The following is a 24,386-nucleotide window of genomic DNA, read 5'->3' on the forward strand; positions in this document are numbered from 1 at the left end:
AGCGGTATGCGGATTCCGAGTGGGGTAAGTGGATTCGACCATCTCATCCAAGGTGGGTTCCTCCCCGGCCGACTCTACGTCCTTTCAGGACCTCCGGGTAGTGGGAAGACGACGTTCACCACCCAGTACGTCGCTGAGGGACTCCGAAACGGGGAGAACTGTATGTATATCACGATGCACGAGAGCCGAGAGGAACTCGTCAACGACATGTCGAGCTATGACTTCGGGTTCGAGACGCTCACGGAGTCGGACCAGTTCCGGTTCATCAACCTTGCCAGTCAGAAAGGCAAGCACGTGCTGAACCAGTTCTCTGGTGGTGGGGGTTCCTCAGGTGTCCAGAGTCTCACCGACAAAATCGTCGCTTTCGTGAACTCGCGGAAGGTGGACCGTCTCGTCATCGATTCGACGATGCTCCTTCAGTTACTGTTCACAGGTGACGATCAGGAGATGACGCGGTTTTTGACCGCGCTGAAACAGGGTGATGCGACGACGCTTCTCATCTCCGAGATGACGGACCCGAGTTCGTACTCCGACGAACACTTCCTCGCGCACGGCGTTATCTTTTTCCACAATTATCTCGAAGCAACGGGGATGACCCGTGGTATCCAAGTGGTCAAGATGCGCGGGACGGATATCGACTGTGACATTCGCTCGCTGAACTTCACCGACGAGGGATTGGTCGTCGATCCGATGGATCACGTGGAATTCTGAACGATGTACGAACGCGCCTTCGACCTCGATTGGGACTCTCTCAGTGCCGAAGAAGCACTCCGCCGCATGTACGCACTGGGTATCTCCACTGAATTGGGACACACGTACGACGATGAGCGGACGCGCATCCTGCGTATCGCTAACACCGCCTATCAGCGGAGTGTCCTCGATCTAGCGTACAACGAGGGACGAAACGCGATTCGGGATCACAGGGCGGAGTACGAGTCCGACGAGGCGGCGTGGGAGAACCTCATCGAGGCGAAGGGGATCGATGTGGACCCCTCTGTCGGAGACATCGATGTTGACGAGACGCCGAACGAACTCCCCGGTGCCGTCGAACGCGCGTCGATGCTGGATCTTGACGTGGACGACCTCGAACGACTCAAACTGCCGAAGTTCCTTCGCCGCGAGGACTGAGACGGAACGTAGACGGGAGCTGTACGGGATTAGTACGGGACCGTGAGTTCTTGCGGGACCGTGAGTTCTTGCGGGACCGTGAGTTCTTGCGTGTCGGGTGCCTAGTACGGTCTATGTCCGAACGGCGTTCCGAAGACGTTCCGACGACCGATGAGGAGTGGCGCGAGCGACTTTCCGAGGAGGAGTATCACATTCTCCGCGAGCGCGGGACCGAACCAAGATTCAGCGGAGACCACGTAGACCGAGACGAGGACGGTGCGTATCTGTGTACCGGGTGCGGAGCCGAACTGTTCGATGCCGAGACGAAGTTCGACTCGGGATGCGGATGGCCGTCGTTTTTCGCCGCTCACGACGACGCCATCGAGACGGAGACGGACACTCGCCACGGAATGCGCCGTATCGAAGTGCTATGTGAGAACTGCGGCGGACATCTCGGACACGTGTTCGACGACGGTCCGGAGCCGACGGGGAAGCGGTACTGTATCAACTCTGTCGCCTTGGAGTTCGACCCCGATGAGTGAGCACACCACCGAGTGACCGATCGCTCGTGTTCGAGCACCGTCGAGAAACTTAGATACACGGTAACGCGGCGTAACGCGCTTCCTTCCGCGTAATACGCGGCTCATACTCTTTTCCGGCGGTGACCTGGTCGGCGTATGAATCGACCTGTCAGCCGCCAGCGCCGCAGCGCCTCTCTTTCGGTGTATCTCCTCTTTTTTCTCGGCCTGATCGGCATTGTGACGGGAATTGCATACCCTGCCGAAGCGTTCTTCAACGCTGCCACCCCGGAGTCGCTTGTCACTTCCGGGGTGAATCTCGACCGTGGGTCGCTCCTTCTCGGCGGCACCCTCGTCGTCCTCGGATCCTGTTCTATCGTCATCGCTGAGCTTCTCATCCTCGCTCGAATCTGAGCCAGTATCTCCTGTGATACTCTTGTATACTCCTCCCCTGAATCTGACAGGGGTTTAGAAACCCCGAAATAAGTCGGTCTATTCGATGTACTGTTCGAGTACTATTCACTCAATAACCTATATATTACGACACTTTATCATTGATGAGAAGTGATGTTGGCTCGATGGCAAGTATCTGGTCTCGGCTTCGGTTCGGTGCTATTCAGGATACGTTCCGGAACATTCGAAGTTATCTTTCGCGCTCGGTCGTCGCGTCACTCGTTCCGAAAGCCGTTCGTCGCCGCTACGCGTGGAAGTTCGCCGCGGCGATGCTCGTCGCCATGCTCGTTATGGGATCTGTCGGGGCCGTCTCGTACACGCAGGTAACGGAGTCGCTGGATTCACAGGTTGAAACGCAGGTTACGTCTACAGCCGAGTTACAGGCTGACGGCATGGACGAGTGGCTCGCGAGCAAATCCGCACAGACGCGGGCGCTCTCGCAGGCCAAGGAGTTTCAACTCGGACAAGAACGGAAGATTGACCTCTACCTGTTCAGTCAGGCGAATGATCTCTCCTCGGATGTTGTTGCGATTCACTACGTCCGCGTCGCCTCAGGGGACGTCGTTTCCAGTACTGCCCGTGAGATGAAAGGGGAGAACGCGGCCGAGATGGGGCTTCCGTGGGCGGAGAACCGTACGGCAATCGACTCGAAGACGAACGACGCGAGCGTTGTCCACGTCTCGAAGACGCCGTACGAGTCTCCGGTCGCCGATGGCAAAGCCCTCGCGTTCATCAGCGCCGTGCCGTCGAACACCGAACACGCCGTCGTCGTGACCGTGAACCTCACTCACCGAGTCGGACAGTTCTATCAGACGATGGCCGAGGGAGAGACGACCATCTACGATGTCGAGGGCGACCCGGTCGTCTCTACCGGGCCGGACGCTGAAGCGACAAACGTCTCACACGCCGCACTCGGTACGTCCGCACAGTTCTCCCGCGGCGACGACGCGGTTGCCGCGTACGCGCCACTCGACGACATGAACTGGGTTGTCGGGACGCGCGTCCCGACGCAAAGCGCGTACGCTCTCCGTAACGGCGTCGGACAAAGTCTCCTGTGGACCGTCCTCGCGGCCGTCGGCGCACTCGGCGTCGCCGCCGTCGTCATCGGTCGTCGGACGACACGGACACTGACACACCTGACCGACCGGGCCGAGATGATGGCCGACGGTCATCTTGAGGAACCCTTAGAGTCGTCCCGTGAGGACGAGTTCGGCCGTCTCTACGACGCGGTCGATGCTATGCGCGCGTCGCTGCGGACAAGTCTGCACGAGGCGGAAGCCCTCAACAACCATCTCGAATCGACTGCCGAAGACTACAGAGCAGTCATGGAACAGTGTGCTGACGGAGATCTAACCTGCCGGATGGATCCCGACGACGAGAACAAAGCGATGGCTGACGTCGCCCACGCATACAATCGGATGGTAGACGAACTCGCGGCTGTCGTCGGCGACGCGCAGTCGTTCAGCGAGGGTGTGGCTGATGCGAGTGCGCAGACAAGTGCAAACGTCGCAGCGGTCAAAGATGCGAGTGCGGACGTTAGCGAGTCGATGACGAACATCTTAGACGACGCAGTCCGACAGGACGACCACCTCACGGACGCCGCCGACCGGATGAACGAGTTCTCGGCGACAGTCCAGCAGATGTCCGCCTCGGCGGCGGACGTGGCGGAGCGTGCCGACGCCGCGGCTGAACGTGGCGAACGCGGACGTGCGGCCGCCGAAGACGCAGTGGCCGAGCTTCAGGTTATCGACGAGGCCACTGCAGAAACCGTCTCGACCGTCGAAGAACTAGAATCCGTTATCGAGGACATCGAATCGGTCGTCTCCTTCATCGACGGCATCGCAGAGCAGACGAATATTCTCGCCCTCAACGCCTCCATCGAGGCCGCCCGTGCGGGCGAGGCTGGCGAAGGATTCGCCGTCGTCGCCGAGGAAGTCAAATCGCTCGCAGCGGAGACACAGGCCGCGACGGAGGATATCGAGTCGTCCATCGACCGAGTGCGCGAACAGACCGAGACGACCGCGGACGACATTCGACGCACCCGCGAACGAGTCGTCGATGGGTCCGAGACGGTCACGGAGGCGATGGATGCCATCGAGACCATCGTGGACGACGTAGAGCAGACGTCCGAGGCGGTCCAAGAGATACGCGCGGCCACGGAACGACAAGCCGAGACGGCGACCGAAGTCGTCGGCGTCGTTGCGGACGTTTCCGAGATCAGTGACCGCACGAGTTCGGCCGCCGAAGACGCCGCGGCCACGGCCCAACAACAGACCGCCTCGCTGGTTGCTGTCTCCGACAGCGTCGATTCCCTGGCCGACCGTGCGGACGAGCTTCAGCAGGCACTCGACCGATTCGACGTGACCGGCTCAGTCGTCGTCGCGGACGAATCGTCCCCGGTTCCGGCTGATAACGACCCGTCGGCGCTTCCCGCACACACCGGGTCGGAGAACTCGTCAACCGATGCCGTCTCGGTCCAGTCAGACGGCGGTGACAACCTGAACAGGCCGTCTTGGCGAGTATCTGACGACGAGTGAGGGACGGTGGCCGAGAGGATACTTGTCGCTTCCGTCCGAGTATCCGCCATGGCCTCTCCCGTCCCCACCGAGATCGAACGGTTGCTGACGAGCGAACCGCTGATGGCGCACGTGGCGACGTGTCGGAATGGTCGCCCGCACGCTGCACCCGTCTGGTACCGTTACGAGGATGGTGTCGTCGAACTCGTCACTAGCGGAACGAAACTGCGAAATCTGCGGGAGAACCCTCGCGTCGCGCTCTCGATTCAGAAGGACGAAAACGGCGACGCAAAGTGGATGGTCTCACTCCTTGGGACGGCGACAGTGATCGACGACGAGGAAGCCACGCGCGAGGCGACGCGAAAAATAAACCGGAAGTACGGGGCCGAAGAGGACGCGTGGTCCGAAAACGTCCTCGTCCGTATCGACGTGGGGACCGCGAGTTACCGCACCTACCTGAATCAAGGAGAGAGTCCCGACGTTTACGGCGGGCGTGAATCCGACACTCTACGGCACAACCCACGTTCGCCGCTTACTCCGGGGTATCCTCCCTGACTTTCTTCTCGCCTTCGAGGAGCAACCCCTTCCACGTCAATCCACTCAGAGAAGCGTCGCATCGCGCGGCAGCCACGTCTGCTCGGTTTGTTCGGCGACCGGACTCGGTTTAACGAGTTCAGGCTCGTCGCCTGCGTCCTCGAATCGGTCCGGGTTCGGTTCGACGCGTTCGAGTGCAGACGAGAACTCCGAGCCTCGTCTCCCAAACGCGGAGACGACACCACCTGTTCGTCTGTCTTCGAACGCGGTTGTTCGTGGGTCCGGAAACTCATCGCGGAGTATCGACGCTGTCGAGCGGATACTCTCGGCTGCTTGCTGCTGTGACAGTATACTCTCGTGGTAGTACGTTTCGGCGTACGTAGAGTCGGGTTCCTCAGCGAGATGTTCGGGTGACTCGTACCGGACAGCGTTACGCGTTGCGTGCGTACTCGCAAATCGGATATTTATGACACAGCAGTGCGGATAGCGGAGGATGACGGGAAAGAAGCTCATCTCCGAGACAGTGATCATCTGCTGCAATCGCCAGATTGCCTCGGACAGATAGGCGGCCATCGCCGCAAGGCCGTCGTCTCGTTCATCGGCGACGTACGCTCTCGCCAGCGTCTCGTATTCATCGCCCGCAAACCCTTCGAGCGACGTCCGATAGCTCTCACTGATCTGTTCTAGTTGTTGTTCGTATGCCTCGACGACCGACGACTGCGGGTCGTCAAGCATCTCAGCTTTCTGTGCCTGTGCAGCAGCCACGTTCGCCATGTTTCGGTGAAACGCCAGTTCGGCCTCCTCATCGGGGAGTGGAATCCGCAATGCACCTTCTTGGAGGACGTCGATGTCGGCGTCCGAGGAGGACTGTTGTTGATACACGTCTTCTCACTCTTCGTCTTGGACCTTCTTAGCCTCTCTGAACCAACCACCGAACTCGGAACCGGTTCATCGTCGAGTCCAACAGTTCGATTCAGCGGTCAGATGACCGCCATGAAGTATCCACTGCCGATGCCGGCAGTACTGAACAATGAAGAATCTGGGGAACGGTGGGGAGCAGGCGTCGAAGCGTCTCGGTTACAGGACGAACGTTCCTTCGGGGAGCAACTCCTCTTCGGTCCGCTTTGCCTCAGCTCCTTCCTGGACCAGTGTCGCTTCGGTCATGATGTCCTCGAAGCGGTCTACGTCCGGTTCGACGCGTTTGAGCATCGAGGAGAACTCCGATCCCTTCCGTCCTCCGGCACTCACGATACCGCCGGTTTTCCGCTCTTCGAACGGAACCTCGTCGGGGTCGGGGAACTCCTCCCGGATTATCTCTGCGAACGCCTCTAACTCTTCGGCGGCCTCTTTTTGCGAGTACAGGCATTCGCTGGTGTACAGTTCGTCGTGCGTGTCGTTTAGTTCCTCAACTAAATGCTCGGGCGACTCGTATCGAATCGACTCCGACGTGGTGTGCCCGGCCGCGAATCGAATGTTCACCGTGAAGCAGTCCGGATACCGGAGAATGATCGGGAAAAACAACATCTCCGAGACAGTGATTCGCTGTTGCATCCGCCAGAGCCCTTCGAGATAGTACGCCGCAATGGCTGCAAACGGATCATCCCGCTCGCCGCGAGCGTACGAGAGTGCGACCGATTCGTATTCGTCGCCCACGACGCGCTGGAGACGACTCCGGTAGCTCTCCGCGATTGCTTCGAGTTCACGTTCGTACGCCGTCAACAGTGAGACGTCCGGATCCGCGAGCATCTCTGCTTTCCGGTCTAGCCCATCCGCCACGCGCATCATATTCTGATGAAACTCGCGTTCGGCCTCCTTGTCGGGTAACGGCGTCCGAACTGCCCGTTCATGAAGGACGTCTATACTCCCATTGAATCGTTCCCTTTGATACCCCATCCGCGAACACATACTGTACTTCCGATATATTAAATGCTTACATGTTTACGCTCTCATGTGATCGTTCAGGACAGTTAAGCACGTGTCAGGGAGGATGAGTGTATGTCGTTACTTGACGGTGTTTTGAAGTTTCCCGATCCCTTCATACCAGATGGTTACGTCTTCGCCCGGTTCGACCAGTCCGGGGTTGGCGGGGCTCCCAAACGAGACGACGTCCCCCGGTTGGAACGTGTACCGTTCGGAGAGGAACGAGATGATCTCTCGCGGCGAGAACAGCATCAACTCGGTGTTCGACTCCTGACGTTGTTCGCCGCCGACGTGAGTCGTCATGTCGATGCCCTCGGGATCGAGGTCTGTCTCGATCCACGGGCCGAGGGGTGCCGATCCGTCGAACGCCTTTCGCGCTGTTCGTCCCGCTTGATCGAGTGCGTCGAGGTCGTTCAGAATGGTGTAGCCCCGCACGGCATCGTCAACCTCGTCGATAGCGAGGTCGGTACACCGTTCGTCGATCACGGCGGCGAGTTCGCCCGCGTAGGTGAGTTCCTCCGTCCACGCGGGATACTCGACCGGTTCGTCGGGCGGATGGACTGACACGGGCGGCTTGATGAACCAGTCCGGAACCTCAGGCGTCTCATACTCCATCTGTTCGAGGGTCGCGGCGAAGTTCCGGCCGACGCAATAACACGCCGACGGCTCGCACGGTGCAAGCAACTCGGCATCGTCGCCGACGATGTACGCGCCATCGTCCGTCTCAACCGTCCCATCGTCGTATTCACCCGTCAGTACCCCGTCGGCGGTCCGGATTCGTGCCAGTCGCATGTGCGAGCCGTTCACGGGGTACCGGACTATGGTTTTCGGTCGTTGTCGCCGGAGTCCGTCAGTGGTGACAGGCAACTTCTCGTGGCTGAATGCGCTCTCTGCCGTGCAGGCGATTGCGACGTTCAGCGATGGTGTGCTTACGTCGCTTCTGCCAGTTGCTGCCCCGACGGCCGCGCCGACGCCGGTTCCGCTGCGAGCGATTTCGGTCCTCGTCGGTCTGCTCGTCCTCGGGTTGAGTATCCGCCCGGCACGGAACATGCTCTCTTCCTCACAGGTGATGAACACGTCGTTCGACCCGTTCAGCCTTGTCAACACTTACGGCGCGTTCGGGTCCATTACGCGAGACCGGTACCAACTCGTCGTCGAAGGCACCCATGCGGAGTTTCCGACCGACGACGACTGGACGGCCTACGAGTTCGCGGGCCAGCCCGTACGAACGGGCGAACGGCCATCGCAGTGGGCACCGTACCACCTCCGATTGGACTGGCAACTCTGGTTCGCCGCGATGCGACCGCGGCCTGGCCCCCGTCAGCGATGGGTTATCCGCTTTCTCGAACGTCTGCTCGAAGGCGATACGGCTACGCTGTCACTGCTACGGCGGAACCCCTTTTCGGACGATCCGCCGGACCGTATCCGAGTGCTTCGCTATCGGTACCGGTTCACGACGCCCGCGGAGCGAGCCGAGACGGGGCAGTGGTGGGTCCGCGAACGCGTCGGCACGTACGTCCATCCCGTCTCGTTGTCCGACATTCGCTCCGGAAGCCGAACTGCGGTTCGAAGCCCGCTAGTCGGGGACTAAGACGGGGTGAGTGCGGAATATCGGAGTTACGACGGGTCGTCGGCTTTCGCCTCGTCTTCGCTCGTCGCCGCTTCCCGCGCCGGGGGGTGTTTCGAGAGCAGTTTCCCCCACAACGACCGGTTGTGCGCAACGTGGCGGTACCCCCACTCCCGAACGTCTCGATAGAGTCCGACGCTCCTGAGCGACCTGACGATAGGTCGAGCGCCTGATCCAAGGTCGGTTCGGAGCATCGCCTCTTCGATGGACGCACCGCACGAGTAGACGGCATCGTCGGTTACGAGGTGCGAACAGGACTCGTAGTCGGGCGGCAGTCGATCACGGAGCGATGGGTCGAGTGCAGAGAACCCGACGATTCGAAGGTCCGAGCGAGCTTCGAGGAAGTCGGCCCACCAGGTGCAGAACCCGCAGTCGTCGTCGTAGACGAGTACGGCGTCGGTCATACTATGCCAGATGGGCGCAAGACACATACCTTCCATGCCAATCTCTTGACTGACTGCGTGAGCGGTGACGTTTCCTCTCGGCAACGAATAGTTCGTGTATGGAGCAGTTCGTCAAGTTACTCGTGGCGGGCGGTGTGACGTTGGTCACCGGTCTCTGGACTGTGACGTTTCTCGATAGCGGGTCGCTTCTGTGGGCGTTCGGCGTCGTCCTCGTCGTCGCCGGCGTCGGCGGACTGGCGGGCGGAATCTGGCGAAATATCGAATACTGATAGGACGAGACTTGAGGCGGCTAGCGGGTCGTATCCGGTCGCTGCGCTGACAGTGCGTCGGTTGACGGTGTGTGGATGACGGGCGTGCGGCAGTTAGGGAATGTCCTCGAAGAGGTCCCGCTCCAGCGATTCGGTTCGGAACGACGCGAGTGATTGCCGCGTGGTGGCGATTGCAGTGGCGAGCATCCCGATGACGAATACGGCGACGAGCGGTGAGTGTGTGCCGTGGACAAGCGCGTTTATGCCCTGTGCGCTGGCGAGAACAACCGGTGCAACCGAAAGCGCTGCCGTCCGACCGGGACGTTCGCAGAACAGATTCCAGAGCGCAGCGAACGGCTTCGACATGCTTCGCTCATCTCTATTGGAGGTCCATAAAAAAGTCTTTCACCCGCTAGCTGCCGTGAATGCCGCAAAAACGAGACGGAACGGGCACTACGCCCGAGGCCCTTCCGTGGTCGCAGCACGAGCCTCCATCCGCGCTTCGTAGGCTTCGTAGCCCGACAGCACCGCCACGACGAGGCCGCTGATGACGCTACTCGCCATTACCGTCGTCGCCGCCCCGTACACGAACGGCGCTGCAATCATCCACACGCCGAGCAATCCTGCGAGACCGGAGGTCCACGTGTTGCCCATTCCAGTCTCACGAGTGCGGTATGCACCGTACCCTGCGAGGAGCGCAATCGCCGCACCGATGATGAGACTGTTCCAGAACTGTGCGCCTCCCATGCCAAACACGAACGCCGATGCGAACAGCCACGCACCGAACAGTGCGCTGATGCTATTGAACCACTGAGATGTGTCTACCATTCCGGTAGCACCTCCATATTATGCTAGGGGCTATCACGCAGATATATGTGGTGGTTACTCTCGGTGATGTCCTATCTTTCGCGACTACTGCCGAGAATCGTACTCTTGATAGATGATGTGTCCACACGATTTGCAGTGGGATGCATCGGGGTCATGATGAGAGAGCCCGCAGTTGGGACAGGTAACGTTGACTTTCTCTCTGTTCGTCCACTCTCGCACGATTTTCCCCGCCTGCCACGGGACGAGGATAATCGCAGCGAGGACGCTGGCGACGGTCACCCAGCGCCCCGCGCTCGTGACCGGGATAATATCACCGAATCCGACCGTCGTGAGCGTGATTACCATGTAGTAGAAGGCGTCTCCGAAGTTGTTCACATCGGGGTTCGTTTGGAACTCGGCGCTGTAGAACAGCCCCGCCGAAACGAAGAAGACGACTAACACGGTCAATAGCAGTTTCATGACCCGAAGCGTCTCCACCGAGACCGTGCCGAAGAAGAACTCCTCGTCTCGCGTGAACCGGTAGAACCGAAGGACGCGGACGACTCGAGCGACCCGCAAGAAGCCCACGGTCAGCACCACCGCGGGAACGGGAAGCAGAAACACCGAAATCGTTGGGAGGATCGACAACAGATCAACGACCGTATAGGGGTTCGTGAACTCTTGGAGACGGTTCCGCGAGCCGTACAACCGGAGGACGTATTCGACGACAAAGACGGAGGCGATAGCCACTTCGGCGCGCCACAACCACGCGTCGGTCGCGGACGAAACGGGATACGTCTGTGCGACGAAGACGCCGACGAAGACTAGATTCAGTGCCAACAGCGTCACGTCGATAGCTTTCCCGACTGCCGTCCGGTGGTCCAACAGATAGAACCGAACCTGCTCGCGGAAGTCGTCCGTCCCAGACGGCGCGTGACTGCCCATACTCGTATCGGACGGCGGACGATACTGAATCTTACCGGCTTCAGTTCGTTACGGTGACTCGTCTCGGGAACTGTGTTCTCTGAGTCGCTGATTCGGCAACAAGGAGTGGACGAGAAAAATTATAAGAATACTAGCAAGTACCTGCACGAACTGATCCAAGAAGCCCGGGCGACCAGGGCGGAAGGTTTCCTTGCGCCCCAGAGCAGCGACCAGGAAGTCCAGCGACTCAAGAAGAAAATCGAGAAGTTGGAGGACCGACTGGCGGTGGCGAAACAGCAGCGCAGGGACTCAGTGACGATTCGGACGATCAAGCGATTCAGGCTGATTCGCCGGGACACGGACCTGGACGACCTATTCGTGGGTATCCGCGACGACCGCTTGACGAAGACGGTGATTCAGTGTGCCGTACGTGAAGCGGCAGTCAAGGAGAGCATCCTGGAGGACAGCGAAGACCGATTCCACAAGAAGTTCACGCCACACACCGTCGGGACTGTGTTCACGACGCTGATGCGGAACCAGGGGAGAAGCAGCACATCCTCCAGTACATCCGTGAGGATGCGGAGAACGAGACGATAGACTTCTACACGCGGGTCGATAGAGCTGGAGTTAGGGAGGAGTATCTGGACTGCATCAAGTCGCTCGGACTATAGTAGGCTTGCACGGTACTGAACCACCAGAAACACATCTGATTCGGTAACTCCAATTCAAGGTGGTTATCCGAGCCAAACCTGATCACACACATATAAGATAAACTACATATCTTCGGGAGACAAATGTTCGGGTGTAGTGATGAACATCACTGATAACCGAAGCCGAACGAACGGCTCGTCCAAGGTGTCGAACTGATGGTGGTCGAAACGTCCCCTGCTGCCGAACTCTTTCTCATCGGTCGAGTGTTGCTCGGTGGTGTCCTTGCGTATCTGGGTGTCAGTAACATGCTTGATGCCGAGAACAAAATCGAGTACGCTCGGTCGACGGGCATTCCCTTCGCTGGTCTCGCCGTCCCAGTGTCGTTCGTACTACTGATCCTCGGCGGACTTGGGATCCTCCTCGGCGTGTACCCGATGATCGCGAGCGTCGGAGTCATTGCATTTTTCGCCGGCGTCACGCCCGCGATGCACGCATTCTGGCGGATCGATGACCCAGACGAGCGAAGCCAAGAGAAAACGCAATTCCTAGTCAACTTTGCGTTGCTGGGGAGTGCTCTGATCGTACTCGTCATCGGTAGCGCAACGTGGCCGTACGCCCCGTAACCCACGTCAGAACCACCCTACTCCACCCATCATACGATGACCACAGACGATTCAACTGAGGCATTCGCTGGATTGTTCGCAGACTCCGACGCTGAGCCGGAGTTCCTGACGAAACTTCGGGCTCACGACCCAGACTTCGCAGATCACGTCGCTGCAATCGCACGAAACGCTGGAACAGATGACGCGCTGTCCGCACAGACGAAGACACTCATCACGCTCGCACTCGATGCCGCCGATGGCAATACGAACGGCGTGAAGGATCTCGCTGCTGTTGCCCGTTCACAGGGCGTTTCCGAGCAGGAACTCGCCGAGACGGTGAAGGTAATCGCCAATCAAGGAGGCCTCGGGAAACTCGCAGTCGCTGCCCACGCTCTCACGGAGTAACTCACACGTCATGCGTTTCTGTGGCATTCTTCGCCATTCTCGCCCACCCACTCTGCATTCCATTCGTCGATTGCGTCGAACACTGGCTTGAGTGCTGCACCCTTCTCAGTCAGGCTGTAGTGGGTCTCGACGGGCGGCCCTTCCTCGACACGGCGGTCGACGATTGCGTCTTCCTCGAGTGATTCAAGCACCCGCGAGAGTGTGTACGAACTCGCGCCAGAGGCTCGTTTCAGCTCGTTAAATCGGTGGTCGCCATCGAACAGGTTGTAGAGAATCCGAAGCCGCCACTTGGTGCCGAACTGATCCAGTGACTGGACGCCTGCACACGCGTTCGGCGTGAGTTCCCGAACCTCTCGTAGGTTGTCATCGATCTTCTCGTCGGGCGCTGGAACCATACCAGCAATACGGGAACCCAATAATGTAAGAATTTGTCTTGAAAAGACGTGACACGCTCACCTAAGATACGGCGGGTTTTTCTGGACGAACTGAATCTTATTCTGTCCGACTATGGGGGGCCGTGAAGTCAATATCCGGGCCGACTGGCACGAATCCGGTCGGGTTGATATCCGTATGACTCCGGTAGTAGTGCTTCTTGATGTGGTCGAGAGTAACCGTCTCTGAGACGCCGTCGTGTTGGTAAATGTCGCGCGTGTACCCCCAAAGGTTGGGATAGTCGACGAGTCGTCGGATGTTACATTTGAAGTGCGTGTAGTAGACGGGGTCGAATCGGACCAGCGCGGGGAACAGTCGGAGATCGGCGATGGTGAGCGAGTCCCCGACGAGGAAGCGCTGGTCACCGAGCACGCCCTCCCAATGGTTGAGGGCGTCGAACATGGTCTCGACTGCTCTCTCGTAGGTGTCCTGCGACTCCGCGAAGCCGGCGGTATACGCGCCTTGGAGGATCGGTTCGTGCAGCTTTTCGACGACCGCGTCGATGCGGTCACGCTTGCCCGCCGGATAGAGGTCGTACTCGTCGCTGTGGTCAGCGAACGCCGTCGCGAGCATCTGCATGATCTCGATGGACTCGTTGTTGACGATCGTCCCGTTCTCACGATCCCAGAGGACTGGCGTGGTGACGCCGCCAGAATACTCCGGATCGGCTGCTGTGTAGACTTCGTGGAGGAAGTCCGAATCGTGGATGGAATCCGGCGTACAGCCGGGTTTGTCAGGGGTGAACTGCCAGCCACCGGCCCCACGGTAGGGGTCGACGATGTCCAGTGAGATGACGTCCTCAAGCCCGAGCAGTTTCCGGACGAGGGCAGCTCCGTGTGCCCATGGACAGGCGCGGGCGATGTACAGGTGATAGCGCCCCGACTCCGGGGGATATCGAGAGTCCGGGGAGATCCGCTCCCGGAACCCATCGTCACTTCGATTCTGGTCGTTCTCGGTCAATTCGTCAGTCGTCTTCCAGTGGCCGTCGATGAGGCGTCCCATATATGCTGAACTGTAGTTGGTGGTCGTGTGCGTGCGTCGATTAGGCTGTCTCCGCGACGGGCTCTTTGAGTTCGAGAAGATAGCCGAACGGATCTCGAACGTAGATTGCTGGGGCTTCACCAGTCGCACCGTAGGGCGTCCCTTCTCGCTCGATAATGACGCCCGCGTCCTCGAGTTCCTGCTTGACGTCTTTGATATCCTCGTCCAGGATGATTGCGAGGTGATCGAAGTTCTCCCGTTCGGGGTGGACGAACTCGTCGGTCGGTCTGATGTGGATGATCGTGTCTTCTGTGAGCCGGAAGTGGAAAATCGGTGTCTCACCCGCTTCGTACTCGTCGAACCCTTCGAGCGGGAACCCGAGGTGGCCTTGATAGAATTCGATTGCGTGCTCGATCTCGTCCTCCGGAATTCGGAGGTGAACGTGGTCAATTTGTAGTGCGTTCATCTTTCGTATTAGATATAGAAGGTCTGTCAAATATAGTTCAGGCAATCCGGGTCTGATTAGGTCACACTCGGCTAACCACCCCGGAACGAGAGGAGCGAAACGGTTCCGCAGGCGGCAAATGGCGAAAACGCCTACAGTATCTGTAATTCCCAGTACATCCATAAATGAATCCACTCTCCTTGGAGAGCACAGAGCGCGGATGTTATCTCGTCATCTCGGTCCGTGTATGGAAATATGGCCGAATGGTCGCAGTCGAGACAGACGCGTGAGAACAATTGTGCGACACCATCGATCGATAATAATCATTCAGGCCTCCCTCGGCTCACTGAAATCCTATGAAAATCAACCACCGGACGACTATATAGTCAAGATGCTACACAACTCCCTGAAATTGGATTTCTTGGGTTTATTTGGTCTGAAACGGGACCAGAATGGTCGGCCTCGGCACTCGAACCAGTAACTATCACCGACTACCGTCCCCCGTGGGGGTGGAAGCGGATGACCGCTACACCCAGACAGGAGTGAAATCACACCGAGCGGGAGGGCTTTAATCAGAGACCGCCTATCCATACGAAAAAATGTGAAATGAGTGTCATAACGTTGTTGGTAGCCTGCATCGCATCGCAGACACACTCTTGTGGGGGTCGTCAGCTTCTGACGGAGATGAATCTGACGTCAGAAAGCTTCTCGTCCGGCAGGCACCCAACGTGCTTGAGTGAGGGGATACGGAACCGGTGAATCCATGCCTAAGACCTCAATCAAGCGGCAGTTTCCGTGAACTCGATACGGTCCTCATAGACGGTTATATCCAGACCCACAGCACCATCCGGTTGGCCTTGGTTGCCCGGTACATCCCACACATACTCGTCAGAATTGTCATCTTTCAGCTCCACAGATATGAGATGTTCCCCAGGCTCCTCAATGACCCCTTCAATAGTAGTGACCCGGTTGGCAAGCTCTTCGTCATAATCGACAGAAACCGACTCGGAATAGACCTCTGCATCTGATGCGACGTTCGTAATGGTTAGTTGGACTGTGATTGGGCTCGTCGTTTGATTCACCAGTAAAACCGTCGGAGTTCTGGAATTATTAGATAGACATCCAGCAAGAACAGGGATGGAAAGAGCACCAATCACATGAATCACACGCCGCCTCCGAATTTTATCACGTCTTCCCATAGGTAAAAATGTGTGGGGAATTATATATACCTTTTGTCAAAACAGGTCTGAATGATTGTCCATATAGTCTCGAATAGGCGTGATGTCACAATCCGAGAATCGGTTTTTTCGAGTCCTGAAGGTATGGTCATTCCCGTTACAGGTCGTGGAACTGGGGTTACCCATTACAGTAAACTCTGCGACGCCCCAGTTTTCGTGATCGGAGTGTCTTGCAGAGTACATGTGTCCCATCTCATGAGTGTCAGCCGCAGCTATGAGAGTCCCAGTTGTAGCAATGGCGACTGGCTGAGGATTATTGCCAGCAGCGATTTCGTCACTGTCGCCATCAGTGGGTGGTATAGGTGCCATCCCTGTGACGTTGTCATTCCATTTTTCATCATGGATGACCAGTATGGAATCATATTTACTCGAGAAGGAATAGTTGTTGTGGACATACTCAGCAGCCTCTTGACGGGCCGTACCTGCATCGTCACTCGAAATTGAGACTGGTTTATCCCAATGAGTGTGAGTTCTCAATGAATAGTCTCCGCTGGAATCCTCAATGTCTGTCTCCCATGCGTTGGAAATGGCGTCGGCCCGGTTGTTCAACAGTGACGAACTCTCGTTCTGCTTGAACTGATGGGTTGGCAGGATCGCCGCGACAGTGGAAATACTCATTATTCTACCCTCACGAGGTATGCATTTCTGTTCTTGTGAATTTCAACAGACATTTTGTCGAATCTTGCACTTCCTTCAACTTGTGACGTAGATTTCTGGACCTTATTGATTAGCCGTGTCGATTCCTCAGTGATTGGTATGAGAATTCCTTCAGAACTGGAGTAGACCTTACAGTTCCCATGGTAGCTGATTTCGTAATTGACGGTTGCCTCCCCAGAAGGTACCTTATGGGTGACTTCCAGTTGTTCAGTGGAGTGTGGCGTTAGTTCAACAGACCGGTTACCAATCGAGACAGTTTTCTTCCCACCACCTACAACTGAAATCGGGACTGGAGGTGACCGGCTAATTGACGCGCCGGAACCGGCCGCGCTGCCGTCAACGTACGTTCTCGATAGGCTGACCTCATCACTCTTTGTGGTCTTGATTCCATCAGGCGTCGACACGATCGTCGATTGAGGTGAGAGATCAGCTGCCAGATTCGACTCAGTAGTGTACACATGAGCCTTATTTTTCGACTTAGGGAATGTGATGTGATGCGAGGGCCAAGCGATACTTTGACTCACCACCTGCTCCTTCGCGGTCACACCCACACTTTCCACAGACACCTCAACGAGTGGTGCCTGAGACTTGCTAATCTTCGTCTCTGCGGCCTTCGCTTCTACGCTGCCTAGCAATCCTACCGCTGCTATACCTGAGGTGCCAGCGAGGACTTGCCTTCGGCTAAATTTTGTCTTTCTATTTTCCATCCGCATCTCAAAACATGGTGCCTGGTTTATATTTCTTTTTGATTGTCATTATCTCGTTAGTGGCCCCGACTAGGACCCACCATTCAACTGGTTGTCACGTTCGTTGGTCGTCATAGTATTGCGCAAATTGTATGAACTGCTCGTGGATACTCGCGTGGCTTCCTACCCATCGATCCTGGAAGTCATCAATGTCTTAATAGTTTGAAACCACATCCCGATGGGCACTGTCTAGTTAGTGACCTCCTCAACCGGCGTTCGTCCGTTGAGCGCTTGATGCAGTCTCTAAAAATCATAGTATTGCGCAAATTGTATGATCCACCCGTGGACGCTTCCGTGACTGCCCACCCACGAATTATGGAAGCGCTCAACTCGCATTTTAAGGATATGAAACCACTTTTCGATGAGGTTTCGCTCGACGTAGTCAAGCAGACCGCTCAATCCTAATCGAGAGAGGGCAGTCTGATGGCCGTAGCCATCAACCAGAAACACAGTATCTGAGAGATCATGTTTCTCGGAAAGTCGATGGAGAAACGCAGCAGCTGGATCGGTACCATGTCGTCCAAACAATTCGACATCGAGAATCAGCTTCGTCTCGATGTCTATTGCAGCGTACAACCAAGACCATTCGCCATTGATTTTGACAGCGGTCTCGTCGACCGCAACCCGCTTCGGCTTCGCCTCAGGCGGGGTGTGACCGCTGTCAGCCAGTCGATGTACCCACTGCCAAAAAGCTTGATGAGAGCGTTCAACGCCGAGTATTCGAAGAATTTCTTTTGTCTCTCTAAGTGAACACCCGGTCGCGTGGAGCTGGACGGCGAACACCCTGACGGGCGTCCTCAGAACGCTTCGCGTTCTGATGGGCTGCACGAGAGCTCTGCTCTCGTGAACGTCGCCGTCCGCTCACGCTCCCAAGTTTCTTCTAAATCCGTCGCAAAGCATTCGCTGAGCAGGTCTGCGAGCATCTTCCCAAACTCACTCAACGACCTGCTCGTTCCTCAAACTGGCTTAACTAGACAGTGCCTCTCGATGAGATTTCGCTCAACGTAGTCAAGCTGATCGCTCTATTCTAATCGATAGATATTAGTCTGGTAGTCGTAGCCATCAACAAGAAACACAGAGTCAGAGAACTCCTGTTCTTCCGAGAGTCGATGGAGAAATGCAGCAACCGAATCAGTATCATGTCGTCCAAACAATTCGACGTCGAGAATCAGCTTTTTCAGTGTCTACTGTATTCGCTACCCAAGGCCACCCGACATGATTTTGACAGCGGTCTCGTTAGCAACAACCCGCTTTGGCTTCGCCTCAGGCAGTTGTGATCGCCGCCAGCGCCAATGTACCTAGCGCCAAACTGCCTGATGAGAGCGTTCAACTCCGAGGGGGCGGACAATTTGTATTGTTTCTCTAACTGAAATTCGGTCGCGTGAAACTGGACGGCAAACGTCCAAACGAATGTTGTTGCCCACCCCACACTCCAGATCTTCTAATAAACCCGCCGCAAAGCACTGCCTGAGAGATCTGCGAGCGCCATGATCAATTTAATCAATGACCTACTCATTTCTCAAACTGGCTAACTAGACAGTGCCTGAAATTTCAAAATATTTGGGGCCTGACATCCCCCTATGTGGTGATCCGACAAATAATATCGCCAGAGATTGTACATTTGAGAACAAGTTCTCGTGAATAGGAACAACAGGATTCAACAATTTTTTCAGACACTTCAACTGCTTCACCAGATCTCGGGCATTGAGGAACGAATGGCCGCAGAGAGATTAGAAGCTGCCCCTTTTGGTCCTTAGGAATATCATTCCACATGGGGAGAAGCCTCTCAAGAACTGAAGCTCCAGTTAGATCTGCGAGCATCGCCGATTCAGAGATCCAGTGTGCTATGACTGTGTCTCCAGTGGTGACATACACGGTCCCCCCAGTGTTGGAAACCTGATATTCCCCTTCAACGATTGGATATAGCTTCCTTAGAAGTTCACTGGACAACTCGTTCGTATTCGAAAGGGTATCGCGCCACAATTGCTCTGCCTCCGCGGTCAAACACAGGTCAGCAGAATCACTACAAGGCTCAACGACATCATGCTCCGTTAAAAGGTCTTCAAAACTCGCAGATGGAGAGCCCATAGTTCCACCACTTCTCGCAGTCGAGTCATCGGATACGATAGCTCCACTGTGGAAGCGCCTGAGAAATGATGTTGGGAGATATTTCTTCGTGAGTCCAGGGGTTTTGGGGACTAAATATCCTTTCTGCCAGACCCTGGCCGCACCGAGAACCGCAAACAAGATCGCAATCAACGGACCGACAAACCAAAGTACAGCCGAGATTGTGATCGTAATGGAAATATTGAGTAGAGTACAGGGAGTACAGCGGTTTTTCCCAGTATATTCGGGGTCTTTTATTGATTCGAGGTGTTCATTCAAGGTATAGAAACATATGGTAGGAAACATAAAAAACTACTGTTCAAAGTGTGTTTTTCCATCCACAGTTTCACGTTTGACTTAGAATCGTGAGCAAGCCCTCAGCTACCGATGTTGACCACTAAGACAGCACGCATCCAGTAGAACAGTCGCTCGTGGTCGTAGAATTGGGGTAGAAATGGACCACTGTGACTCACTCCGCTCGTCACAAGCACCCACTCACCCCGTTCGCGGGAACGGCTCAGATTCGAACTTCCCTCGCTATCGCTCGGGCGTTCGAATCTTCACCGGGTGAAATCTCCACCACCTCTCGGACCACTCGCTGTCGCTCGTGGTCTGTGAGAGGTGGGGAGAATATGGGCCGACTCAGTGTTGATATTGGGAAGAGACGCTCTTCCCACTAGTTTTCACGGATCCAGATGGAAACTAGCTCCTCGGCAAATCGCCAGATGGGAAGAGGATTTCAACAGAGCCGAATTGGCATAAGAACTCATCCGTGGTTCCAACTGTTGAATGCCAGTTATATCTGCGGCAAAATCACTGCTGACGCCCCCATACCGACTAACTCACAGCTGCTTAATAGGCGCTCTATATTCAGCACACAGTTTGTATCAACTACTGAGGATTTCAACAGAGCCGTTCACCACTGTTCGAACAATTCGTCGATATCGTTCAACCGAGGACGACTCAGGATTCGTTCGTAGCCTTCGAGTGCCATTTCGTAGTGGACGTGAGGGAAGTAATCGAAGATCTCGTACTGGGTCTTCCCGTCGTCCTGTGTGACGAATAATCGGTCTTCAGGACTAGTGTTGTTGTAGAGTGTTTCTGCCTCTATGTATGCGGCTTTGAGCTGTTGGTACTCCCTTTCGTGAATGGGCATATCTGCGTCTGAAATCGGTGGTTCTCACCTCTCGTCCTCGTTTCGTCGGGTTTGTAGTTTTGACTCCTTTCAAGCTCGGGTTCGTAGAACGGGGTTAGCTCTTTGTCAAGTAGTTCTCCGCCGTCAGGATAGGGTTCATCCGTTTCAATATCGGTTCTGTACGCGATTGCCTTCTGAAGTTGTTCTTGGGAGAAGTAGCCCCATTCCCAACGGTCGTAGGTATTCGGAGATTTAACTCGGCCAAAGTACAGACCATCTTCTTTGATATCGTATGCCTCCCACCACCAATCCGGTAGTAAGAGAACTGCCCATGCCGCTAACGGCTCCTTATACTCATCTTCGTCTTCATATTCTGAAATAAATCATTCATATCTTACATTATTCAGAAGCAGGCAATCGAGTAGTAGCAAACGAGACACCACATTTCAATTGATGTCAAACATCATATTGAAGTAGATTCGGTATTCTTATTCTTTTGGTTTGAATGACTGAGGACCATCATCCCCTGAGAGGGGTAATCTTGTACTGGACCCTCGGCCAACAGCCTCAACAGAAGTTGAAGGACCGAATGTTTTCCGGCAACTACAGCCACTACTCAACTAAAGACGGTGAATTCACCGACACAAGTAGGTTGAAAACAGGAGAGTACCTGATTATCGAAATCAGCGAAGAACAGTTAGAGGCGTCCAATGAACCGGTAGAATCCGAATGCCCTGAACTCGAAACCCTCCCAGGAAGCGAGCTCGAACAGTTCTGTCTCTACCGAGAAGAAGACGGATACTGTACAACACTCGGGGAAACCTGCGTCCTCTTAGAACCCGATGACTGAAGCACTCGAAAACCTCCGTGAGAAAGACCAGGTTGTACTCAACCAGATAGACCAGGGTAACGACGACGTCCAGAAAATCACCGAAGCCACCACTCTAGAAAACTACCACGTCACCTACGCCTTCGAAAAACTCGAAGATCTCGGGCTTCTAAAGGTTTCAAAACCTGAAGGCACCGTCGAACGGATAATCAACGGTCAAAAACGAGTCTTCCAACATCCCAAACAAGCCGCTCTCACCGAGAAAGGAAGACAACACCTCGAACAATTAGAGACAGACGGCTTTGACGAGTATGAAAACCTAAGCCACCGAGAACTCGTGAAAAAAACCCACCAACTCGAAGCCGATATCAGACAGCTAGAAAACTCGCTCAATACCTTCAGACAGCAAGTCGTGGAAAAACTATAGGGATTAAACGTCGGTCTGGTATGGCTCCTCTTTAGCTCTCTGTACGTCCTCATCCTTCTCAATCTCGGAGCCTGTACGTCCCTTATTCCTCGACGCAACGTTTCTCATCGCATTTTGTTTCTCGTCGAACCCGTCCTTGAGTTTTGAGAGTCCTTTTGACAACCCCTGAACAAACCTCTCTCCCTTCCCGGTAATCCGGAAACGATGGGGCTCCCTGTCCTCGTCAACATCAGCCATCTCCAAGTCCTCATACGACTGCATCCTACTCGAAAAACCGGGGTCGAGTGGACCGTGCTCTTCCCTTCTGAACGACCAATCATCAGAGTCAGATTTCGAGTTTCGGTACTGGTATAGCGACTTGTGAAACTTCAACCGTCCTTCAATCTCGCCGTCGAACTCGGATAGCATCATCAACCGTGTATGTAACTCTTCGTCTCCAATTTCTTCCTTCATAGGAAGTCACCTAATTTGGTTTGAAGCGGTTCCCGTTCCAAGATCTCCACTTGATCAAACCGGGAGTCAATCGAGGTATTAGAGGTGGTTACAATCATCTGCTTGTCCAAAGATAGAATATACTCTAGGGCTGCATCTCTGTTCTCTTCCTCCTGAAGGTTCGAAAACGGCTCATCTAAAACAATAGTATCCCACTCGATAACACCGTTTTCAGTTGCAAAACGACTCAGGGTACAAGCAAAGGATATATTCAGTAGGTGAAATTCCGAGCCACTCAGATTACCTCCTCTATCATACTCGCGCAGGTTGTTCCTACCAGGGAATTGAATTCGACCCTCCTCGGAAATACTGATTCCAAGCTGCAGGTTTGAATTCATCTGGTTGTACGCTTCTTCCCAAGCCTCACTGAACTCCTGAATACCAGCCTCAAAGCTTTGTTCAGTCAGTTCTTCGACCATCTCAGAGGCATGGTTATGTGCTTCAGAATATGCCTTAGACTTCCGGTTGATCTCCTCAACCTTCTCCTCTAGACTTTGTCGGTCAGATTTGAGTTCGTCCAAACTGCTAGAAATAGATTCTAACTCTTCTTGGACGTGGTCCTGAATCTGCTGGATATTGTGGTCATAGTTGTCCAGCCTTCGTTTGGTGAATCCGTCTAACTCTTCGAGCTCGGGTTTTTCCTCTTTTAGTTCGCCAATCTGGTTAGAGACTTCGTCCCGCTGGTCTTGCAGTTCTTCAATCTCTTCTTTCAGCTCATCAAGCAGATCATCGGACTCCTCGATTTTCTGGCTAAGACGCTGCTTCAATCCTTCCAGAGAGTGGTTCCGACCACAGTAAGGACAGTAACCGCGTTGAATCCTGTTCTTTGCTTTCTCAGTTGTAATCCTGCGGTCACAGGTCGGACAGACAAAATCATTGACAGCCTCAGCAATAATATCGTTAACCTCGGACTCGTAGTTCTCCTGTTTCCTCTTCTTCCGATGCAGTTTTCGAAGACGCTTACGCAAACCCTCCTTTTCCTTGAATAACTCATCAAGCCTGTTCTCCAGTTCTTCATCTCTCCTCAACTGTTGGCTGAGCTTAGCCAGTTCACCTGATTCAATCTGTGACTCAAGTCGGTCGTACTTCTCTTTCTGTGACTCTAAATCACTGACCTGTCGGTCAAGATCGGACTTCTCCTCAGAGAGCCGTCTTTTCGTATCCTTCGTCTCTACAACGAGTTCGCTTAGTTGTTCCTCGGCATCTTCCAGCCGGGAAATCCTCTGCTCCAGCTCTCGGTTGGTAACGCTCCGAATCAGTTTGGTTCTTTGACCTCGACTCAACTCGTCCAAAGGCATCTTACCAATATGAGAGTGGACAAAAAGAGATTTCAGCAGAGTAGTATCCCCGAGGTCCTCGGAGAAGGCTTCAGAAGCATTCGAGCCATCCAGTGTTTCATCTTCTCGTTCGTACTCTGATTCTGGGTTGCCTCGGAAGAATCGGCTGTCGTTCGTGAATTCGAGTTCAACCTCGTTTTGTCGACCGGTCGCTAAATCGATAGTGTGCTTTGCTCCAAGAAGATTGTAGAGAATAGCGTTGAAAGTCAGTGTTTTCCCGGTTCGGCTTCCTCCCCTGAGCAGATGAGAATCACTGCTTACTGATTCGATTTCCATGCCTCGGTGCTCGCCGCTAGCGAACTCTTCGATGTTCAGGGAGTCAATCTTCATCGGTTATGTCGTACAATTTTACTGAGCTTTTAACTACCTGTCGGAGATTCCGATATTCCCGATAACTGAATAAGTAAATCACGACCAGCGATCCAATCAACGAAAAAACGGCATACGTCAAGCCATACAAATCATTCACGGCAAATGGCAGAGAAACCCCGATCAACAGACCAGAAAGAACCGTTACCAAGTGGCGGTGTGCTTTGCCATCCATTCGATCTATACGGTCCTGAGTATCCTGATCAGCATCCCAGTAGAACTCATCATCTCCCGTTCGTCCATCGATGCGGTTGAAACTCTCCTCAATAACATCACCCGCGAAAAACTCCATCAAACCATCATTGAAAACCACGCTAAGGAAAACCAGGAAAACAGAAGGAACACCAGCAGCAAAAAGGTGAACAGGCTTGCTCAATTCGAAAGACGACAAGTAGAGAAAACCAGCGGCATATATGAATAGAAACAGAGCACCCCAACTCTGCTGAATCTGCTTACCAAGCTGCATAAAACAACTA

Annotated in this window: 30 protein-coding genes and 3 pseudogenes; 13 read left to right on the forward strand and 20 right to left on the reverse strand. The window is 54.9% G+C overall.

The annotated features are described in order from the left end of the window. Positions 1 to 6 precede the first annotated feature (6 nt). The 6 genes and pseudogenes from HBOR_RS03235 to HBOR_RS03260 form a co-directional block, all read left to right on the forward strand. On the forward strand, positions 7 to 711 hold the full coding sequence (locus HBOR_RS03235) for an RAD55 family ATPase (protein WP_006055163.1): 705 nt from the start codon (positions 7 to 9) through the stop codon (positions 709 to 711). A gap of 3 nt (positions 712 to 714) precedes the next feature. Continuing rightward, positions 715 to 1,128 (forward strand): hypothetical protein, encoded by a 414-nt coding sequence (locus tag HBOR_RS03240; RefSeq protein ID WP_006055162.1) that lies wholly within the window; start codon positions 715 to 717, stop codon positions 1,126 to 1,128. Between the two features lie 113 nt (positions 1,129 to 1,241). Then, positions 1,242 to 1,649, forward strand: a complete 408-nt coding sequence (msrB, locus tag HBOR_RS03245) for a peptide-methionine (R)-S-oxide reductase MsrB (RefSeq protein WP_006055161.1) — start codon at positions 1,242 to 1,244, stop codon at positions 1,647 to 1,649. Between the two features lie 135 nt (positions 1,650 to 1,784). Then, positions 1,785 to 2,039 carry a hypothetical protein gene (locus tag HBOR_RS03250; protein WP_241432352.1) on the forward strand — a complete coding sequence of 85 codons (255 nt, stop codon included), beginning with the start codon at positions 1,785 to 1,787 and terminating at the stop codon, positions 2,037 to 2,039. A gap of 164 nt (positions 2,040 to 2,203) precedes the next feature. Then, on the forward strand, positions 2,204 to 4,615 hold the full coding sequence (locus HBOR_RS03255) for a methyl-accepting chemotaxis protein (protein ID WP_168114806.1): 2,412 nt from the start codon (positions 2,204 to 2,206) through the stop codon (positions 4,613 to 4,615). Between the two features lie 48 nt (positions 4,616 to 4,663). Continuing rightward, positions 4,664 to 5,050: pseudogene (locus tag HBOR_RS03260) on the forward strand (pyridoxamine 5'-phosphate oxidase family protein); the annotation flags it as partial. Between the two features lie 144 nt (positions 5,051 to 5,194). Here the strand turns inward: HBOR_RS03260 and HBOR_RS03265 are convergent. The 3 genes from HBOR_RS03265 to HBOR_RS03275 all read right to left on the reverse strand — a co-directional run bounded on the left by HBOR_RS03265 (position 5,195) and on the right by HBOR_RS03275 (position 7,840). Beyond that, complete coding sequence (locus HBOR_RS03265; protein ID WP_006055156.1) at positions 5,195 to 6,010, reverse strand: hypothetical protein; 816 nt, start codon at positions 6,008 to 6,010, stop codon at positions 5,195 to 5,197. Positions 6,011 to 6,205: 195 nt separating this feature from the next. After that, positions 6,206 to 7,021: a hypothetical protein gene (locus HBOR_RS03270; RefSeq protein WP_006055155.1), complete on the reverse strand. Its 816-nt coding sequence runs from the start codon at positions 7,019 to 7,021 to the stop codon at positions 6,206 to 6,208. A gap of 108 nt (positions 7,022 to 7,129) precedes the next feature. Continuing rightward, the gene (locus HBOR_RS03275; protein ID WP_006055154.1) at positions 7,130 to 7,840 is read right to left on the reverse strand and encodes a fumarylacetoacetate hydrolase family protein; all 711 of its coding nucleotides are present in this window, start codon (positions 7,838 to 7,840) and stop codon (positions 7,130 to 7,132) included. 64 nt (positions 7,841 to 7,904) lie between these two features. Here HBOR_RS03275 and HBOR_RS03280 point away from each other — a divergent pair, with 64 nt between their 5' ends. Then, entirely contained in the window at positions 7,905 to 8,639 is a 735-nt protein-coding gene (locus tag HBOR_RS03280) for a lipase maturation factor family protein (RefSeq protein WP_006055153.1), read from the forward strand. A 26-nt stretch (positions 8,640 to 8,665) separates the two neighbouring features. Here HBOR_RS03280 and HBOR_RS03285 read toward each other — a convergent pair whose 3' ends face one another. Then, complete coding sequence (locus tag HBOR_RS03285) at positions 8,666 to 9,079, reverse strand: DCC1-like thiol-disulfide oxidoreductase family protein (protein ID WP_013440477.1); 414 nt, start codon at positions 9,077 to 9,079, stop codon at positions 8,666 to 8,668. A 98-nt stretch (positions 9,080 to 9,177) separates the two neighbouring features. On the opposite strand from HBOR_RS03285, the gene HBOR_RS19880 reads away from it, so the two are divergent. Next, a complete protein-coding gene (locus HBOR_RS19880; protein ID WP_006055151.1) occupies positions 9,178 to 9,348 on the forward strand; it encodes a hypothetical protein in 171 nt (56 codons plus the stop codon). A 93-nt stretch (positions 9,349 to 9,441) separates the two neighbouring features. Here the strand turns inward: HBOR_RS19880 and HBOR_RS03290 are convergent, their stop codons facing one another. The 3 genes from HBOR_RS03290 to HBOR_RS03300 all read right to left on the reverse strand — a co-directional run bounded on the left by HBOR_RS03290 (position 9,442) and on the right by HBOR_RS03300 (position 11,079). Further along, on the reverse strand, positions 9,442 to 9,693 hold the full coding sequence (locus HBOR_RS03290; protein ID WP_006055150.1) for a hypothetical protein: 252 nt from the start codon (positions 9,691 to 9,693) through the stop codon (positions 9,442 to 9,444). Positions 9,694 to 9,780: 87 nt separating this feature from the next. Further along, the gene (locus tag HBOR_RS03295) at positions 9,781 to 10,155 is read right to left on the reverse strand and encodes an SPW repeat domain-containing protein (protein ID WP_006055149.1); all 375 of its coding nucleotides are present in this window, start codon (positions 10,153 to 10,155) and stop codon (positions 9,781 to 9,783) included. Positions 10,156 to 10,239: 84 nt separating this feature from the next. Continuing rightward, positions 10,240 to 11,079, reverse strand: coding sequence for an ion transporter (locus HBOR_RS03300; protein WP_006055148.1), 840 nt, complete (start codon positions 11,077 to 11,079; stop codon positions 10,240 to 10,242). A gap of 105 nt (positions 11,080 to 11,184) precedes the next feature. Here HBOR_RS03300 and HBOR_RS03305 point away from each other — a divergent pair, with 105 nt between their 5' ends. From HBOR_RS03305 to HBOR_RS03315, 3 genes are all read left to right on the forward strand, one after another. After that, positions 11,185 to 11,655: a hypothetical protein gene (locus tag HBOR_RS03305; RefSeq protein WP_006055147.1), complete on the forward strand. Its 471-nt coding sequence runs from the start codon at positions 11,185 to 11,187 to the stop codon at positions 11,653 to 11,655. 269 nt (positions 11,656 to 11,924) lie between these two features. Next, positions 11,925 to 12,332, forward strand: coding sequence for a DoxX family membrane protein (locus tag HBOR_RS03310; RefSeq protein ID WP_006055146.1), 408 nt, complete (start codon positions 11,925 to 11,927; stop codon positions 12,330 to 12,332). 36 nt (positions 12,333 to 12,368) lie between these two features. Next, a complete protein-coding gene (locus tag HBOR_RS03315) occupies positions 12,369 to 12,716 on the forward strand; it encodes a carboxymuconolactone decarboxylase family protein (protein WP_006055145.1) in 348 nt (115 codons plus the stop codon). An 8-nt stretch (positions 12,717 to 12,724) separates the two neighbouring features. On the opposite strand, the gene HBOR_RS03320 is transcribed toward HBOR_RS03315, so the two are convergent. The 10 genes and pseudogenes from HBOR_RS03320 to HBOR_RS03355 form a co-directional block, all read right to left on the reverse strand. Continuing rightward, positions 12,725 to 13,111: a winged helix-turn-helix transcriptional regulator gene (locus tag HBOR_RS03320; RefSeq protein WP_006055144.1), complete on the reverse strand. Its 387-nt coding sequence runs from the start codon at positions 13,109 to 13,111 to the stop codon at positions 12,725 to 12,727. 97 nt (positions 13,112 to 13,208) lie between these two features. Further along, positions 13,209 to 14,150 (reverse strand): glutathione S-transferase family protein, encoded by a 942-nt coding sequence (locus HBOR_RS03325; RefSeq protein WP_006055143.1) that lies wholly within the window; start codon positions 14,148 to 14,150, stop codon positions 13,209 to 13,211. Positions 14,151 to 14,190: 40 nt separating this feature from the next. Then, a complete protein-coding gene (locus tag HBOR_RS03330) occupies positions 14,191 to 14,595 on the reverse strand; it encodes a VOC family protein (RefSeq protein WP_006055142.1) in 405 nt (134 codons plus the stop codon). A 758-nt stretch (positions 14,596 to 15,353) separates the two neighbouring features. Beyond that, entirely contained in the window at positions 15,354 to 15,773 is a 420-nt protein-coding gene (locus tag HBOR_RS03335; protein ID WP_241432351.1) for a hypothetical protein, read from the reverse strand. A gap of 36 nt (positions 15,774 to 15,809) precedes the next feature. Continuing rightward, positions 15,810 to 16,430 (reverse strand): hypothetical protein, encoded by a 621-nt coding sequence (locus tag HBOR_RS03340; RefSeq protein ID WP_006055140.1) that lies wholly within the window; start codon positions 16,428 to 16,430, stop codon positions 15,810 to 15,812. Further along, the gene (locus HBOR_RS03345) at positions 16,430 to 17,176 is read right to left on the reverse strand and encodes a hypothetical protein (protein ID WP_049890436.1); all 747 of its coding nucleotides are present in this window, start codon (positions 17,174 to 17,176) and stop codon (positions 16,430 to 16,432) included. The genes HBOR_RS03340 and HBOR_RS03345 overlap by 1 nt, the downstream gene beginning before the upstream one ends. A 282-nt stretch (positions 17,177 to 17,458) precedes the next feature. Next, positions 17,459 to 18,138: pseudogene (locus tag HBOR_RS03350) on the reverse strand (IS6 family transposase). Between the two features lie 102 nt (positions 18,139 to 18,240). Beyond that, positions 18,241 to 18,653: pseudogene (locus HBOR_RS20255) on the reverse strand (IS6 family transposase); the annotation flags it as partial. Positions 18,654 to 18,793: 140 nt separating this feature from the next. Then, positions 18,794 to 19,600, reverse strand: a complete 807-nt coding sequence (locus HBOR_RS19635) for a hypothetical protein (protein WP_144018699.1) — start codon at positions 19,598 to 19,600, stop codon at positions 18,794 to 18,796. A gap of 637 nt (positions 19,601 to 20,237) precedes the next feature. After that, complete coding sequence (locus HBOR_RS03355) at positions 20,238 to 20,477, reverse strand: hypothetical protein (protein ID WP_006055137.1); 240 nt, start codon at positions 20,475 to 20,477, stop codon at positions 20,238 to 20,240. Between the two features lie 484 nt (positions 20,478 to 20,961). Between HBOR_RS03355 and HBOR_RS03360 the strand changes: the two genes are divergently transcribed. Together HBOR_RS03360 and HBOR_RS03365 are read left to right on the forward strand one after the other, a co-directional pair. Continuing rightward, positions 20,962 to 21,306, forward strand: a complete 345-nt coding sequence (locus HBOR_RS03360) for a hypothetical protein (RefSeq protein ID WP_241432350.1) — start codon at positions 20,962 to 20,964, stop codon at positions 21,304 to 21,306. Continuing rightward, positions 21,299 to 21,712 carry a hypothetical protein gene (locus HBOR_RS03365; protein WP_006055135.1) on the forward strand — a complete coding sequence of 138 codons (414 nt, stop codon included), beginning with the start codon at positions 21,299 to 21,301 and terminating at the stop codon, positions 21,710 to 21,712. Before HBOR_RS03360 ends, HBOR_RS03365 begins: the two co-directional genes overlap by 8 nt. 3 nt (positions 21,713 to 21,715) lie before the next feature. On the opposite strand, the gene HBOR_RS03370 is transcribed toward HBOR_RS03365, so the two are convergent. Genes HBOR_RS03370 through HBOR_RS03380 form a run of 3 tightly spaced genes read right to left on the reverse strand, consistent with a single transcriptional unit; the run spans position 21,716 to position 24,376 of the window. Next, positions 21,716 to 22,165, reverse strand: coding sequence for a hypothetical protein (locus HBOR_RS03370; protein ID WP_006055134.1), 450 nt, complete (start codon positions 22,163 to 22,165; stop codon positions 21,716 to 21,718). Continuing rightward, positions 22,162 to 23,871, reverse strand: a complete 1,710-nt coding sequence (locus tag HBOR_RS03375; protein WP_006055133.1) for an SMC family protein — start codon at positions 23,869 to 23,871, stop codon at positions 22,162 to 22,164. Before HBOR_RS03375 ends, HBOR_RS03370 begins: the two co-directional genes overlap by 4 nt. Further along, positions 23,861 to 24,376, reverse strand: a complete 516-nt coding sequence (locus HBOR_RS03380; RefSeq protein ID WP_006055132.1) for a hypothetical protein — start codon at positions 24,374 to 24,376, stop codon at positions 23,861 to 23,863. The genes HBOR_RS03375 and HBOR_RS03380 overlap by 11 nt, the downstream gene beginning before the upstream one ends. Between the last annotated feature and the right edge of the window lie 10 nt (positions 24,377 to 24,386).

The organism is Halogeometricum borinquense DSM 11551 (assembly GCF_000172995.2).
GTDB lineage: Archaea > Halobacteriota > Halobacteria > Halobacteriales > Haloferacaceae > Halogeometricum > Halogeometricum borinquense.